12 protein-coding genes are annotated in these 15762 nt (G+C 72.2%); 2 read left to right on the forward strand and 10 right to left on the reverse strand.

Annotated elements, in window-relative coordinates; genetic code table 11:
* Nucleotides 1-24: 24 nt before the first annotated feature.
* A complete protein-coding gene (locus ABD811_RS26945; RefSeq protein WP_344953082.1) occupies nucleotides 25-2667 on the reverse strand; it encodes a M14 family zinc carboxypeptidase in 2643 nt (880 codons plus the stop codon).
* Between the two features lie 217 nt (nucleotides 2668-2884).
* On the opposite strand from ABD811_RS26945, the gene ABD811_RS26950 reads away from it, so the two are divergent.
* Nucleotides 2885-3199, forward strand: a complete 315-nt coding sequence (locus ABD811_RS26950; RefSeq protein ID WP_344953084.1) for a hypothetical protein — start codon at nucleotides 2885-2887, stop codon at nucleotides 3197-3199.
* A gap of 55 nt (nucleotides 3200-3254) precedes the next feature.
* On the opposite strand, the gene ulaA is transcribed toward ABD811_RS26950, so the two are convergent.
* The 4 genes from ulaA to ABD811_RS26970 all read right to left on the reverse strand — a co-directional run bounded on the left by ulaA (nucleotide 3255) and on the right by ABD811_RS26970 (nucleotide 7004).
* Nucleotides 3255-4784 (reverse strand): PTS ascorbate transporter subunit IIC, encoded by a 1530-nt coding sequence (gene ulaA, locus ABD811_RS26955; RefSeq protein WP_344953086.1) that lies wholly within the window; start codon nucleotides 4782-4784, stop codon nucleotides 3255-3257.
* Nucleotides 4785-4800: 16 nt separating this feature from the next.
* Nucleotides 4801-5082, reverse strand: coding sequence for a PTS sugar transporter subunit IIB (locus ABD811_RS26960; RefSeq protein ID WP_344953088.1), 282 nt, complete (start codon nucleotides 5080-5082; stop codon nucleotides 4801-4803).
* Nucleotides 5079-5561: a PTS sugar transporter subunit IIA gene (locus ABD811_RS26965; protein WP_344953090.1), complete on the reverse strand. Its 483-nt coding sequence runs from the start codon at nucleotides 5559-5561 to the stop codon at nucleotides 5079-5081. Before ABD811_RS26965 ends, ABD811_RS26960 begins: the two co-directional genes overlap by 4 nt.
* A gap of 252 nt (nucleotides 5562-5813) precedes the next feature.
* On the reverse strand, nucleotides 5814-7004 hold the full coding sequence (locus tag ABD811_RS26970; protein WP_344953092.1) for an ROK family protein: 1191 nt from the start codon (nucleotides 7002-7004) through the stop codon (nucleotides 5814-5816).
* A gap of 72 nt (nucleotides 7005-7076) precedes the next feature.
* Between ABD811_RS26970 and tkt the strand changes: the two genes are divergently transcribed.
* Nucleotides 7077-9098 carry a transketolase gene (gene tkt / locus ABD811_RS26975; RefSeq protein ID WP_344953093.1) on the forward strand — a complete coding sequence of 674 codons (2022 nt, stop codon included), beginning with the start codon at nucleotides 7077-7079 and terminating at the stop codon, nucleotides 9096-9098.
* A 30-nt stretch (nucleotides 9099-9128) separates the two neighbouring features.
* Here the strand turns inward: tkt and efeU are convergent, their stop codons facing one another.
* The 5 genes from efeU to ABD811_RS27000 form a co-directional block, all read right to left on the reverse strand.
* On the reverse strand, nucleotides 9129-9983 hold the full coding sequence (efeU, locus tag ABD811_RS26980) for an iron uptake transporter permease EfeU (RefSeq protein WP_344953095.1): 855 nt from the start codon (nucleotides 9981-9983) through the stop codon (nucleotides 9129-9131).
* Nucleotides 9983-11239 (reverse strand): iron uptake transporter deferrochelatase/peroxidase subunit, encoded by a 1257-nt coding sequence (efeB, locus tag ABD811_RS26985; RefSeq protein WP_344953097.1) that lies wholly within the window; start codon nucleotides 11237-11239, stop codon nucleotides 9983-9985. The genes efeU and efeB overlap by 1 nt, the downstream gene beginning before the upstream one ends.
* A gap of 13 nt (nucleotides 11240-11252) precedes the next feature.
* On the reverse strand, nucleotides 11253-12401 hold the full coding sequence (gene efeO, locus ABD811_RS26990) for an iron uptake system protein EfeO (RefSeq protein WP_344953099.1): 1149 nt from the start codon (nucleotides 12399-12401) through the stop codon (nucleotides 11253-11255).
* Nucleotides 12402-12592: 191 nt separating this feature from the next.
* Complete coding sequence (locus ABD811_RS26995; RefSeq protein ID WP_344953101.1) at nucleotides 12593-13495, reverse strand: helix-turn-helix domain-containing protein; 903 nt, start codon at nucleotides 13493-13495, stop codon at nucleotides 12593-12595.
* Between the two features lie 322 nt (nucleotides 13496-13817).
* Nucleotides 13818-15762: ATP-dependent Clp protease ATP-binding subunit (locus tag ABD811_RS27000; RefSeq protein WP_344953103.1), on the reverse strand; the 1945-nt coding region annotated here is incomplete at its 5' end.

Below are 15762 nucleotides of genomic sequence, written 5' to 3' on the forward strand. Positions count from 1 at the left end.
CCGCCCCCCACCGTGAGGGTCGGGTCAGTCGGTCGCCGGGAGCGCCACCCGGTCGTAGCGGGTCGGCTCCGACGGGCCGTGGTAGATGGAGTTGACCACCAGCGGCCAGGTCGCCCGCGGCCAGCTCCGGAAGGTGATCTCGCTGGCCGCGACCGTGGCGTGCCCCTTGCCCACGTCGAACGTCGCCACGTTCGCCAGGCCGCCCAGCGCCTCGCTGCCCTTGGCGTAGCCGCTGGCCAGCAGGTCACCGTCCTCGGGATACGCGGACGCGACCTGCGCCTCGCCCCGCACCCGGTACGCGGCGTCGCGGTTGAACCACACCGGCCACGACTTCGGCATGCCCCACGCCGCCGGAACGTCCGGCTTGTACGACGCGCGCAGCAGCGCGCCCGGCACGGAGAACTTCTCCTGGTCGGACGGTGCGGCGTTGTCGATCGGCAGATCGAGCAACTGGCGGGCGGTCTCGGACGCGCCGCCGATCGCGACCAGGTTGCCGCCGCCGGAGACGAAGCCGGCCAGGGCCTTCCAGCCGTCCTCGCCGACGCCGCGCGCCCACGCGAACTGCGGCGGGTTCTTGGCCGGGTCCAGGCCCTTGACGATGGTGTCCTTCGACACGCCGTCGGCCAGCACGATCGTGTCGTAGCGTCCCCTGAGGTCGGCGTAGTCGTCGGCGCCGACGACCCGGTAGTTCACGCCGTACTGGTCGAGCAGCCACATCATCCAGCCGCCGGGCATGTTGTTGGCCCCGCGCACCAGGCCCACCCGTGTGCCGGGCTTGAGGCGGAACCCGTCCACCTTCGGCACCGCGTCCGTGGCGTACACCGGGATGCCCGTCGAGGCCGCGACCTCCTGCAGCACGCGGCGCGCCGCGTCCGACGGCGGCACGACCACCGTGCCGGGCGCGAACTCACGGCCCGCCGCGTCGAACTCCTCGCCCGCACGGAACACCGGGACGTTGGCCTTCTGCAGCCGCGCCAGCACGTGCGCCACGCCGTAGGAGTCGGGCGCCACCAGGTACGCGCCGCGTGGCGGGGCGGGCATGCGCACCTGCTGCGGGACGACCTGCCGCACCCGCTGCAACGGCGCGGTGAACGCCTCCTCGACCGGCTCGACGTCCACGCCGAGCAGCAGCGCCACGTTGTCGGTGGTCTCGCTGTACGGCATGATCAGCGGGCAGTCCGCGCACTTGCGGGCCGCCTTCTCCGGATACTCGTCGATCTTGAGGAGCTGGTCGACCCAGCGGCCCAGCGGCTGGCGCGTGCGCAGCACGTACGAGCCCGCCGGGTAGCGCTTGCCGTTCGCCGTGAACGCGGCGGTGGCCTGGTCGATCTCCACCTTGCCGAACTCGAACAGCCGCAGCATCTCCAGCACCGCGTACGGGTCGCGCTGTCCGGCCGGGACGACGTAGGCGTACGGCGTGCCCGGCACCACGTCCGTGAGGTTCGTGCCGTTGCGGGCCACCTGGTACAGGTTGTTGAACAGCCACGACTCGGGGTTGTCGGCGACGTACTTGATGCCCGCGTACGCGGCCGTCTTGGCGTACGCCACGATCTGCTCGAGCGTCCACGTCGCCTTGTCGTACGGCTGCGGCATGCGGATCGTCATGTTCTGCGGGCCGAGCGGCTTGCCGTCGGTGCTGGTGTACGGATACGCCAGGTCGCGGGCGCTGGCGATCTCGGTGAGGAACAGCGACGTGCCCAGGAACGTGGAGTAGCCCATCACGTCGGCGTTCCAGAAGATGCCGTAGGCGTCGTCGGTGCCCACGCCCTTCTTGCCCTCGGCGGTCAGCGCGCGCACCGCCTGCGACCCCTGCGTGATCGCCGACTGCAGCGTGATCGGGTCGACGCCGGTGCCGAGCGGCTCGTCGTAGGGCGGCGCCCACAGCCGGGGCCCGCCCGTGCCCGCCTGGTGCATGTAGTGCCCGGCGACCGGCCGGTACGTCTGCTCCAGCCGGGCGCGCGTCCGCGTCTCGCGCTGGGTGAACATGAACCAGTCGCGGTTGTTGTCGTGCCCGACGTACCGGTGGTACAGGTCCGGGTACACGCGGTTGTACGCCGTGCCCGCCGTCTTGTTGAAGTGGTCGACGACCAGGTGCTGGCCGTCCGGGTTGCCGGACGGGATGACCAGCAGCACCGCGTTGTCCAGCACCCTGGAGGTGTAGTCGGAGGTCTCGGTGGCGAACCGGTGCACGATGTCCATCAGCGCCTGGGTGTTGCCGACCTCGGTGGAGTGCAGCGTCCCCTCGATCAGGTACACCGGCTTGCTGCGCGCCGCCAGCCTGCGCGCCTCCTCCTCGCCGATGCCGCGCGGGTCGGCCAGCCGCTGGTTGTCCCGGACGATCTGGTTCAGGTTGCGCAGGTTCTTGGGCGAGCTGACGAACAGGACGGGGTACTCGTTGCCCATCGTCGTGGTGTCGGCGACCTGGTAGTTCACCCGGTCGGAGCGGTCGGCGACCAGCCGCAGGTAACGCTTGATCGAGTCGAACCCGGCGAGCCTGCCGGTGGTTCCCATGGCGAAGCCGAAGTAGTCCTTCGGCGTTGGAATGCTCTTGTTGACGCGCACGGCCGCGCCGACCGTCCCGGACGCGTCGGCGTGCAAGGGCACGGCGACGAGCGCGAGAACGGTCGACACGGCGGCCAGCGCGCGGGCGGTCCGCCGCGTCGGCATCCGAACTCCTGGGGGTGCGGGGGAGGGGGGTTTCGGCCCGACCGGTCGGCTGGTGTAAGCGTGGCCGCGCTCCGACGATCAGTCAATCCTTGATCGTCGGGCCATGAGCTGCTAGGCGATCAATGCGAAAACGACTCTCCGTGACGCACCGGATCCGTAGAGTGGTCATCCGTGCAGGTCAGGCTGTGTGCACACGAAGCGATCGTCGAGGAGAGCCATGTCCGTACGCGTGACCCCCAGAGTCGGCCGACGCCTCGTCCAGGGCGTCGTGGCGCTGGCCGCCGTGCTCGTCGTGCTGGCGCCGATGGCCCCCGGGCCGGTCGTCGCCCTCGCCGCCGTGGGCGGTGACTGCCCGGGCGCCAGGATCGCCGCGTCCTCGGACCACCACTGCGTGCCCGGTGACGAGGAGGAGGCCGACGAGAACGAGATCGGCGACGGCGAGGGCCAAGGCGGCAAGGGCCAGAAGGGCGGCAAGGGGAAAGGGAACGGCAAGGGCAAGGGGAACGGCAAGGGCAAGGGCTACGAGGCCTGAGCCGTCCGCCGAACCGGGCCGCCGCGCCGCCCCCCAGGGGCGGCGCGGCGCACGGTCACTTTTCCGTGGACTTCTGCGTGGGCTTGGTCTTGCCGGAGGTCTTGCCGGGGGCCGCGCCCGCGGTGTCGGCCTTCTCCTTGGCGGCGGCCAGGGCGGCGTCGCGGCGGGCGCCGGGGTCCCAGCCGGTCAGCACGACCCGCTTCTGCACCCAGATCGCCAGCGCCAGCAGCGCGACCACGACGACCAGCAGCACCAGCAGGCCGCCGACCGGTCCGGCCTTGACCGCGTACCCGGTGACGATCCCGAACCAGCCGAAGTCCGCGTCGCCGAACGTGGTGTTGGCCTTGCCGAACGAGCCCAGCACGTCCAGCAGCAGCGCGGGCAGGAACGTGATGATCACGCCGTTGACGAACGCGCCCGCGATCGCGCCGCGCCGTCCGCCGGTGGCGTTGCCGAACACCCCGGCCGCGCCGCCGGTGAAGAAGTGCGGCACCAGGCCGGGCAGGATCAGCGCCATCCCGAACGCCGGGTCGAAGATCCAGGCCAGCAGGCCCAGGCTGACCAGGCCGCCCACGAAGCTGGAGATGAAGCCGATCAGCACCGCGTTCTGCGCGAACGGGAACACGATCGGCGCGTCCAGCGCGGGCACCGCGCCCGGCACGACCCGCTCGGCGATGCCCTGGAAGGCGGGCACCAGCTCGCCCAGGATGGTCCGCACGCCGAACAGGATGACCGCGACGGCGATGCCGAACTGCAGGCCCTGCATGACCGCCTGCATGAGGTAGTCGCCGACGCCGGTGGAGCGGTCGCCGAACGCGGCGAACGCCTCGTCCTGACCGGCGCGGCCCAGGAACAGCAGCGCCACCACCACATAGATCAGCACCATGGACAGCGCGGTGGCGACCATGGAGTCGCGCAGGAACCGCAGCCCCTCGGGGATCTTCATCTCCTCGGTGCTGCGGCTGCGCCGGCCGACCAGCTGCCCGGTGGCGCCCGCGGCGATGTAGCCGAGGGTGCCGAAGTGACCGATGGCGATCTTGCCGTCGCCGCCCACCCGGCGGGTCCACGGCTGGGCCAGCGCGGGCATGGCCACCAGCATGACGCCCATCAGGACCGTTCCAACAGCGACCACCTCAAGGGTCGGCATGTCGGTCGTGGCCAGCACCATGGTCAGCAGCGTGGCCATGAACAGCATGTGGTGGCCGGTCAGGAACACGTACCGCAGCGGGGTGATCCGGGCCAGCACCAGCGCCAGCACGAAGCCCAGGATCATGATCCACGCCACCTGGGCGCCGAACCGGTCCTGGGCGATGCCCACGATCGCCTCGTTGGTCGGCACCACGCCGTGCGCGCCGGTGGTGCCCTCGATCATCTTGCCGAGCGGCTCCAGCGCGTTGGTGACCAGCGTGGCGCCCGCGCCGATCAGCAGGAAGCCGAGCGCGGCCTTCAGGCCGCCGCCGACCACCTGCCCGGCCGAGCGGCGCAGCGCCAGCAGCCCGACCGCGGTGATGATCCCGACCAGGTAGGCGGGAACGCTGAGAATCTCGTTGACGATGAACTGCGCGACGTCGACGACCCAGTCCATGGAGACCTCCCGCCGGTCAGCCGCGCGCCTCGATGGCGGCCGACAGCTTGCTGGTGATCTCGTCCACGTCCACGAAGTTGTCGACCACGACGACCTCGGCGGAGACCTCGCCGAGCTCGGCGGCCAGCTCACCGGAGGTCAGCACCACGTCGGCGGTGACCGCGGCGCCGCGCGCGGTGCCGATGTCGGCCACCTCCACGTCGCCGTCCACGCCGAGGTTGCGCAACGCCTTCTCGGCGTTGGTCTTGAGGATGATGCTCGTTCCGATGCCCATGCCGCAGACCGCGAGCAGCTTCACTCCTGGCCTCCTTCGTACTCGGAGATGAGCCGCCGGACCTCGGCGGCGGAGGTGGCGTCCTGCAGGGCCCGCATGCGGCCGGTGTCGGCGAGCATGCGGGCGAGCTTGGCCAGGGCGCCCGAGTGCGCGTCGTGGTCGACCGCGGCCAGGCCGATGACCAGCCGGACCGGGTCGTTGGCCTCATGGCCGAACGGCACGGGCGTGGCCAGCGCCGCCCAGGACAGGCCCGTGCGCAGCACCGACGGCGAGGGGCGCGAGTGCGCCAGCGCCAGCCCCGGGGCCAGCACGATGTAGGGGCCGAGGCGTTCGACGGTCTCGATCATCTCGGCGGTGTAGGCGTCGGTGGTCGCGCCGGAGGCCACGAGGAGATCGCCGGACGCGGTGATCGCCTCCCGCCAGTCCGCGGCCCGTACCCCCACGGCGACGGCCGTCTCGGGCAGCGCGTCCAGCAGCGCGATCTGTTGCGAGTTCGCGGTCATTCGCGGTGTCCTCCTTCGGCGGCATTCAACAGGTCAAAATCCACTTATGTCCAGCACTATTCCTAAGGCGGAGCGTACGCGGTCAAAAGCGGCGCCTCCCGGCCGGTGCGGTCCGGGGCCGCGGCGCGCTCGGCGCGGCCGTCCGTGAACGCCCCACGTCAGATGGCGAACGTGGCCGTCAGATTATGCGCTGGCGACCGGTGGTCCGGGCGCGGGCGGGCGCGGCGACGCGGACGCGGGAGGGGGTTTCGGTCAGCCGAGGGCGGCGCTGATGCGGTCGGCGTCGTAGAGGCGCTCGTGCACCAGCAGGGCGGCGCCGATGGTGCCCGCCCGGTGGCCGAGCGTGGTGGGGACGATCTGCAGGTCGCGCGAGGCAAGCACCTGCGCCCGCTCGTACACCACCTCGCGGATCCCGGCCAGCAGCGGCTCGCGGGCCTCGGCGAGGTTGCCGCCGACGATGATGTGGGACGGGTTGAACAGCCCCACCACGTCGGCGAGCGCCTCGCCGATCAGCCGTCCCGCCTGGCGGACCAGCCGGACGGTCTCGTGGTCGCCGCGCCGCGCCAGCCGGGCGATGTCCTGGCTGGTGCGCACGTCGTACCCGCGCTCCACCAGGCGGCGGCGGATCGCCCAGCCGCCCGCGGTCGCCTCCAGGCAGCCGCGGTTGCCGCAGCGGCACGGCTCGTCGGTGCCGCGGCGCAGGTGGCCCAGGTCGCCGGCGGCGCCCTGCGCGCCCCGGTAGATCTCGCCGCCCACGATCAGCCCGGCGCCGATCCCGATGCCGATCTTGACGACGACCATGTCGGGATGGTCGTGCCCGCCCGCCTTCTGCTCGCCGAGCGCCATGATGTTGACGTCGCGGTCGACGACCACCGGGACCGGGTCGGCGGCCCCCGGCGGCAGCGCGCGGGACAGCCGCTCGGGCACCGACACCCCGTCCCAGTCGGGCATGATCGGCGGGCTGACCAGCCGTCCGGTGGCGGTGTCCACCGGACCGGGCACGCCGACGCCGACGCCGCGCACGTCGGCGGCTTCGCGGCCGACGCGCGCCAGCAGCCGCGCGAACGCCTCGGTCACCCAGGCCAGCACCGCGTCGGGGCCGTCGGCCACGTCCAGGTCGGCCTCGGTCTCGGCGAGCACGTGCCCGCCGAGGTCGGTGACGGCGACGCGGGTGTGGCTGCCGCCGATGTCGGCGCCCAGCAGCACCCCGGCGTGCCGGTTGAAGGCGAACGTCTCCGGCGGGCGTCCGCCGGTGGAGCCCGCGTCCCCGGCCGGGACGATCAGCCCGGCCTCCAGCAGGGCGTCCAGCCGCTGCGCCACGGTGGACCGGGCGAATCCGGACAGCCGGACCAGGTCGGCCCGGGTGCTCGCCCGGCCGGTGCGGATGAGGGTCAGCAACGTCCCGGCACCGGCGCGCGGCACCGCCGCTCGGTTCTTGACCACCCGTCCAGGTTACTTTTGTTTGTCAATCAGCATAAGTTTGTCTAGCGTCGGACAGAAGCGCGGGGAGGGCAGATGACGCAGGACCTGGATCGGGCGGCGGTCGACGTGGCGCGGGTGCTGGCGCTGGACGTCGTGGAGGCCAAGGGCAACGGCCACGCGGGCACCGCGATGGCGCTGGCGCCGGTGGCGCACGTGCTGTTCCAGGAGATGGTGCGGCACGACCCTGCCGACCCCGGCTGGCGGGGCCGCGACAGGTTCGTGCTGTCGGCCGGTCACGCGAGCCTGCTGCTGTACATCCAGCTCTTCCTGACCGGCTACGGCCTCACCCTCGACGACCTGCGCCGGACCCGCGCGTTCGGGTCCCGCACCCCCGGCCACCCCGAGTACGGCCACACGGCGGGCGTGGAGATGACCACCGGCCCGCTCGGCCAGGGCGTGGCCACGGCGGTCGGTATGGCGATGGCGCTGCGGCACGAACGCGCCCTGCTCCAGGCCGGCGCCCCGTTCGCCGACCGGACGGTGTGGTGCGTGGCCGGCGACGGCGACCTGCAGGAGGGCGTCAGCGCCGAGGCGTCCTCGCTGGCGGGCACGCTCGGCCTCGGCGAGCTGGTCGTGGTGTACGACGACAACGGCATCAGCATCGACGGCCCCACGTCGCTGTCGTTCACCGAGGACGTCCCGGCCCGCTACCGCGCGTACGGCTGGCACGTCCAGGTCGTGGACGACGGCGACGACCTCGACGCGCTGCGGGCCGCGCTGGCGGCGGCGCGGGACGAACGCGACCGCCCGTCCCTGGTCGCCGTCCGCACGGTGATCGGCGGCCCGGCCCCCACCCGCGGCGGGACGGCCGCCGCGCACGCCGGTCCGTTCGGCGCCGATGAGACCGCCGAGGTCAAGCGGCTGCTCGGCATGGACCCGCAGGTCTCCTTCGCCGTCCCCGAGCACGTCCTCGACCACACGCGGGCGGCGCTGGAACGCGGCGCCCGCCTGCGCGCCGACTGGGACAAGGCCCACGCCGCCTGGCGCGCCGCCGCGCCCCTCGACTTGGTCGACCTGGACGAACGGCTGGCCACCGGCACGCTCCCGTCCGGCTGGGCGGATCTGCTGCCCGCGCCGGGCGACGGCCCCCAGCCGACGCGCAAGGCCGGCGGGGCCGTGCTCGCCGCGCTCACCGAGCACCTGCCCGAGATCTGGGGCGGCTCGGCTGACCTGTCGGAGTCGACGAACGTCGCCTTCCCCGGCCGCCGCCCGTTCTCCGCCGCCGACCCGGCGGGGACGACGCTGCACTTCGGCATCCGCGAGCACGCCATGGCCGCGATCCTCAACGGCATCGCCCTGCACGGCGGATTCCGCCCGTTCGGCACCACCTACCTGGCGTTCTCCGACTACCTGCGGCCCGCGCTGCGGCTGGCGGCGATGATGCGGCTGCCGGTCACGCTGGCGTTCACCCACGACTCGGTCACGGTCGGCGAGGACGGGCCGACCCACCAGCCCGTCGAGCAGCTGTGGGGGCTGCGCGGGGTTCCGGGGCTGGACGTGGTGCGCCCGGCGGACGCGGCCGAGACGGTCGCCGCCTGGCGGCGCGTGCTGGAGCGGGCCGACCGGCCGGTGGCGTTCGCGCTCGGCCGTCACCCCGCGCCCGCCCTCGACCACGGTGGACCGGACGCGGCGGACGATCTGGCGGCCGACGTGGCGCGCGGCGGCTACGTGCTGGCCGACGCCCCGTCCCCCGACGTGCTGATCATCGCGACGGGGTCGGAGGTGGCGCTCGCCGTCGAGGCCCGCGACCGGCTGGCCGCCGACGGGATCGGCGCCCGCGTGGTGTCGATGCCGTGCCTGGAGTGGTTCGCCGAACAGGACGAGGCGTACCGCGACGCCGTCCTGCCGCCCGACGTGCCCGCCCGGGTCAGCGTGGAGGCGGGCGTCGCCCAGGGCTGGTGGCGCTACCTCGGCACCCACGGCGAGGCCGTGTCGGTCGAGCGGTTCGGGCTGTCCGGGCCGGGCGACCGGGTGCTCGCCGAGCTCGGCGTCACGGTCGACGCCGTGGTCGACGCCGCCCGCCGCTCGATCGCCCGCGCCCGGCACGGACGCTGATCCCGGGGACGCTGATTTCGGGGATGCCGATCACGCCGGCGGCTTGGCCGGCTCGGCCGGACGGGCCTGCGGCTCGGCGGGCCGCCGGATCCTGCCCGGCAGCAGGAACAGCGCCAGCACCGGCACCAGGTACAGCGACCACACGACCACCTGCAGCACGGTCGGGTCCGGCTGGAAGTTGACGGTGCCCTTGAGCAGCGTGCCGTACCAGCTGCCCGGCGGGATCGCGTCGCTGACGTCGAACGCCTTGGTGCCGAGGCCGGGCAGGAACCGCGCCTCCTGCAGGTCGTGGAACCCGTAGGCCAGCACCCCCGCCGCCACGACGACCAGCATCGCGCCCGTCCAGGTGAAGAACCGGCCCAGGTTGATCCGCACGGCGCCGCGGTAGAACAGCCAGCCCAGCACCACGGCCGTGGCCAGCCCGAGCAGCGCGCCGACCAGCGGGCGCACGCCGTCACCGGTGGCCTGCACCGCCGACCAGATGAACAGCGCGGTCTCCAGGCCCTCCCGGCCCACCGCCAGGAACGCCGTCACCACCAGCGCGCCGGTGCCCATGACCAGCGCCTGGTCCAGCTTGCCGTGCAGCTCGGACTTCAGGTGCCGGGCGGTGCGGCGCATCCAGAACACCATCCAGGTGACCAGGCCCACCGCGATGATCGACAGGGTGCCGCCGAGGAACTCCTGCGCCTCGAACGTCAGCGTGGTCGACCCGTACTGCAGGACCGCGCCGAACGCCAGGGCCACGGCCACCGCGATCGCCACGCCCGTCCAGATGGGACGCAGCGCGTCCCGGCGGCCGGTCTTGACCAGGTAGGCGACCAGGATGCACACGATCAGGCTGGCCTCCAGGCCCTCGCGCAGCCCGATCAGGTAGTTGGCGAACATCAGGAGAACAGCTCCTTGCCCCACCAGCCGGCCGCGTCCCGGACCCCGGGCGGGATCGCGAAGACCGCCGAGCCGACATGGCGGATGTACTCGTTCAGGGCGTCACTTCGCGCCAGGCGCGTCTGCACCGGCAGGAAGCCGCGGCGGATGTCGCGCTGGTAGGCCAGGAAGAACAGCCCGGCGTCCAGCCGTCCCAGCCCGTCGGTGCCGTCGGTGTACGAATAGCCGCGGCGCAGCATCCGCGCGCCGCCGTTGCTGTCGGGATGCGCCAGCCGCACGTGCGCGTCGGCGGGCATCGCGTTCAGGTCCGGCTCGTCGTGCTCGCGCCGCGCGCCGTACGGGGCGCCCTCGCCCTTGGTGCGGCCGAAGATGTCCTCCTGCTCCTTGAGCGGGGCGCGGTCCCACGTCTCGATGTTCATCGCGATCCTGCGGGCGACCAGGTACGAGCCGCCGACCATCCACGCCGGGCCGTCCTGCGGCCGCACCCACACGTGCTCGTCGAGCGCGGCGGTGTCGGTGCCGGAGATGTTGCGGGTGCCGTCCTTGAACCCCATCAGGTTGCGGGGGGTGTGCGCGTCCGGGGTGGTGGACGACGTCTTGCCGAACCCCAGCTGCGACCAGCGCACCGACACCTTGCCGAAGCCGATGCGCGCCAGGTTGCGGATCGCGTGCACGGCCACCTGCGGATCGTCGGCGCACGCCTGCACGCACAGGTCGCCGCCGCCACGCGCCGGGTCGAGCGCGTCGCCGGGGAAGGGGGGCAGGTCGATCAGCGCGGCCGGGCGGCGGGCGGCCAGGCCGAACCGGTCCTTGCCGTCCTTGGTGAACAGGGTCGGGCCGAACCCGACGGTCAGCGTCAGCCGGGACGGCCTGAGGCCGAGCGCCTCGCCGGTGTCGTCCGGCGGCGCCTCGGGCAGGCCCCCGACCGCGCCCTCGCCGACCGGCTCCCCGGCGGTCATCCTCGCCGCCGCCCGCGTCCACTCCCGCAGCAGGGAGATCAGCGCCTGCCGGTCGTCGGTGGTGACGTCGAACGCGGCGAAGTGCAGCCGGTCCTGGACGGGCGTGGCGATCCCGGCCTGGTGCGTCCCGTAGAACGGCACGGCGTCGCCGGAGTCCGGCTCGTCGCCGCCGAGGCCGATCGCGGCCGCCGCGGCGCCGCCGGACGCGGTCACGCCGAGGGCCAGGCCCGCGCCGCCCCAGCCGAGCAGCGCGCGCCGGGAGACCCTCGCCGAAGGCGGTGCGGTGTCAGCGCTCATCGGACCGGCCCCCTCACCCGGCGACGGCGGCGGCGAGCTTGGACAGCGGTTCGGCCAGCGCGTTGACGCCGTCCGACAGCTTCTTGCGGTCGTCCTTGCCGACGGTGTCGTAGGGGACGAAGCCGTCGGGCGACCCCTTGTCGCGGTGGTCGTCCAGCAGCCGGAACAGCGCGGCGAACCGCTCGTCCAGCTCCTTGGCCAGCGCCGGGTCCTTCTCGGCGGCCACCGGCTTGAGCAGCTCGTAGGACTTCTGCGCACCCTCCACGTTGGCGTGGAAGTCGGCCAGGTCGGTGTGGCTGTAGCGCTCCTCCTCGCCGGTGACCTTGCCGGTGGCGACCTCGTCGAGCAGTTCCTTGGCGCCGTTGGCCATGCCGGTCGCGGTGATGTCGGCGGTGCCGACGCGCTTCTGCCAGTCCTTCAGGTCGGCGACCAGCCGGTCGGCGAGCTTCTTCTCCTCGTCGCCGATCCTGCCGCCCTGCCACAGCGCCTTCTCCAGGCGGTGCCAGCCGGTCCACGCCTGGCCCTGTTCGAGGCCGTCCTCGCGCACGTCGACCTTGGGGTCGATGTCGCCGAACGACTCGGCGACCGGCTCAGTGCGCTCCCAGCCGACGCGGGAGACGGCGTAGGCCTTCTTGGCCCGCGCCACGTCGCCGGCCTTGACGGCGGCGGCGAACTTCTCGACCTTGGGCAGCGTCTCGTCGGCCTGCGCCTGGACGTACCGGCGGTACTCGGCGATGGCACGATCCAAACGCGGATCACCCGCCCGCGCCGCGCCCTGGCCGGTGGCGGTCACCTTCTGGCGGATGCCGTCGCCCTGCATGCCGGGCTTGCACGCGATCTCGTACGACCCGGCCTTCACCTCGGCGGTGATGTCGGCCCGGGTGCCGGGGCCGATGTTCTCACGCTCGGTGACGATCCGGTCGCCGGGGGCGTAGACGTAGACCTCGGTGACCTTGGCCCCGGTGTTGCGCACCGCCAGCTTCACGTGGCCCGCCGGGAACGTCGTGCGCGACACATTGCACTCGGTGTCGCTCGCGGTCACCTGAATCGCCTCCGACCCGCCGCCTTCGCCCTGTTTCTCGGTACAGCCGGGGACGGTGGCGAGGGCCACGGCCGCGGTGACGGCCACCGCGGCGCCACGGGGCAGACGGACGGCTTTCATGGTCGGCTCCAGGGAAGTCGAGTCCTCACTGAGCCTCGTCGCTGGGACCAAGGCCGACCTAATTTAACTTAGCCTCCCCTAACCCGCCATGGGGCCCTCCGTGATTCCGCTCTCACCGCTGACCAGCGAAGATGATCAACTTCGTCACCCGCCGTCAGTGGACGTCGCGGGCCGTCAGCGGCCGTGCGCGGTCACAGGTCGGCGAGGACGCCCTCGATCAGCGCCGCGGTGTCGCTCGGCACGCACGCCTGCGCGCACAGCGCGTCCATGGTGCGGCCGTACAGGTCCAGGTCGACGCGCCGCTCCAGGTACGCGGCGTTGTCGAGCTGCTCCAGGTACACCACGTCGGGCAGGTCGGGCTCCTGGAAGCGCAGGATGGTGAACGGACCGCCCGGCGCGCTCACCCCCCGGTCGAACGGCAGGATCTGCACGGTGACGCTCGGCAGCGCGCTCACCTCCAGCAGGTGTTCGAGCTGGCCGCGCAGCACCGCGACGCCGCCCAGCCGCCGCCGCAGCGCCGCCTCGTCGATCACCGTCCACAGCTTGGGCGCGTCCGGCCGGGTCAGCAGCCGTTGCCGCGCCGTCTCCAGGCAGACGCGGCGCTCCAGCTCCTCCTTGGGGGCGTGGGGATGGCGCAGCCGCGCCACGGCGCGGGCGTAGTCCTCGGTCTGCAGCAGGCCGGGCACGAACTGCGTCGCGTACGTGCGCAGCCGCACCGCGGCCTCCTCCAGCCCCACGTACTGCTCGAACCAGCTCGGCATGATGTCGCCGTACGGCTGCCACCACTGCGGCTCGTTGGCGCGCCGCACCAGCGACAGCAGCCCGGCCCGCTCGGCGTCGTCGACCACCCCGTACATGGTCAGCAGATCGGCCACGTCGCGCTCCTTGAAGCCGACCCGGCCGAGTTCCAGGCGGCACATCTTCGACACCGACGCGCGGATCGCGTACGCCGCGTCGTCACGGCTGATCCCCGCGGTCTCGCGGAGGCGGCGCAGCTGCGCGCCGAGCAGCACGCGCAGCACCGTGGGGCCGCCGCGGGAGGACGCGAACAGGGGACTCACCGGCCGGCCGGCCGCCGACTGGGCCATGGTCATCGCGCTCCTCGACCCCCGGCCACCCGTGCGCACCCGGCCGGAATCGCCAATCTGAGATTCTCGTGCGCCGGCCAATCCTAGTCCGCGGCCACGCCGAGATCATCCGGTGAATGCGAACGGTTTTCCTGGAGCGTTCCGGAACGGTGCGGCGAAAGATCGTCACGGCTCCGCTCCGGACGGTGATCCTCGCATGTGAACGCATTCGCTAAACGTCTTGATCGGCGGCCTCGCCACGGGGGTGATGACACGAAAAGGGCCCGCATCGTGCCGGCCGGCACGATGCGGGCCCTTTCATGTGGCCCGGGAACGACGCCCTCGGACGTCAGTCCTTGTTGAAGTTGACCGCGCCCTCGATCGGGGGCGGGCTGTCGGGCACGCCGGACGGCTTCGGCACACCCCGGAAGGTGAACTTGGCGTCCTCGCCCTCGCCTTCCACGCCCACGATCACGATCTGCCCGGCCTTGAGCTCGTGGTAGAGGATCTTCTCCGACAGGGTGTCCTCGATCTCGCGCTGGATCGTGCGGCGCAGCGGACGCGCGCCCAGCACCGGGTCGTAGCCGCGGTCGGCGAGCAGCTGCTTGGCCTCGGGCCGCAGCTCGATGCCCATGTCCCGGTCGCGCAGCCGCTCGTCCACCTTGGCGATCATCAGATCCACGATCTGGATGATCTCCTTCGGGGTCAGCTGGTGGAACACCACGGTGTCGTCGACACGGTTGAGGAACTCGGGCCGGAAGTGCTGCTTGAGCTCCTCCTGCACCTTGGCCTTCATCCGGTTGTACGACCCCTGGTCGTCGCCCTGGCGGGCGAAACCGACCGAGACGCCCTTGGAGATGTCCCGGGTGCCCAGGTTGGTGGTCATGATGATGACGGTGTTCTTGAAGTCCACCACCCGGCCCTGGGCGTCGGTGAGGCGTCCTTCTTCCAGGATCTGCAGCAGGCTGTTGAAGATGTCGCCGTGGGCCTTTTCGATTTCGTCGAACAGCACGACCGAGAACGGCTTGCGCCGCACCTTCTCGGTGAGCTGGCCGCCCTCCTCGTACCCGACGTAGCCGGGCGGGGAACCGAACAGCCGCGAGACGGTGTGCTTCTCCATGAACTCGCTCATGTCCAGCTGGATGAGCGCGTCCTCGTCCCCGAACAGGAACTCCGCCAGCGTCTTGGACAGCTCGGTCTTACCGACACCCGACGGGCCGGCGAAGATGAACGAGCCACCCGGACGCTTGGGGTCCTTCAGCCCGGCGCGCGTGCGGCGGATGGACTGCGACAGGGCCTTGATCGCGTCGTGCTGGCCGATGACGCGCTTGTGCAGCTCGTCCTCCATGCGCAGCAGCCGCGAGGACTCCTCCTCGGTCAGCTTGAACACCGGGATGCCCGTGGCGGTGGCCAGGACCTCGGCGATCAGCTCCTCGGTGACCTCGGCGACGACGTCCATGTCGCCGGCCTTCCACTCCTTCTCCCGCTGCGCCTTCTGGGCGAGCAGGCGCTTCTCGCGGTCGCGGAGGGCGGCGGCCTTCTCGAAATCCTGGGCGTCGATCGCCGATTCCTTCTCGCGGCGGACGTCGGCGATCTTCTCGTCGTACTCGCGCAGGTCCGGCGGCGCGGTCATGCGGCGGATCCGCATCCGCGACCCGGCCTCGTCGATCAGGTCGATCGCCTTGTCCGGCAGGAACCGGTCGGAGATGTAGCGGTCGGCGAGGCGGGCCGCCGCCTCCAGCGCGCCGTCGGTGATGGAGACGCGGTGGTGGGCCTCGTAGCGGTCCCGCAGGCCCTTGAGGATCTCGATGGTGTGGCTGAGGGAGGGCTCGGCGACCTGGATCGGCTGGAACCGGCGCTCCAGCGCGGCGTCCTTCTCCAGGTACTTGCGGTACTCGTCCAGGGTGGTGGCACCGATGGTCTGCAGCTCGCCCCGCGCCAGCATCGGCTTGAGGATGGACGCGGCGTCGATCGCGCCCTCGGCGGCGCCCGCACCCACGAGCGTGTGCAGCTCGTCGATGAACAGGATGATGTCGCCGCGGGTGCGGATCTCCTTGAGCACCTTCTTCAGGCGCTCCTCGAAGTCACCGCGGTAGCGGGAACCGGCGACCAGGGCGCCCAGGTCCAGCGTGTAGAGCTGCTTGTCCTTGAGGGTCTCGGGCACCTCGCCCTTGACGATCTTCTGGGAGAGACCTTCGACGACGGCGGTCTTGCCGACGCCGGGCTCGCCGACCAGCACCGGGTTGTTCTTGGTGCGGCGGCTCAGCACCTGCATGACCCGCTCGATCTCGGTG

The organism is Actinomadura miaoliensis (assembly GCF_039536785.1).
GTDB lineage: Bacteria > Actinomycetota > Actinomycetes > Streptosporangiales > Streptosporangiaceae > Spirillospora > Spirillospora miaoliensis.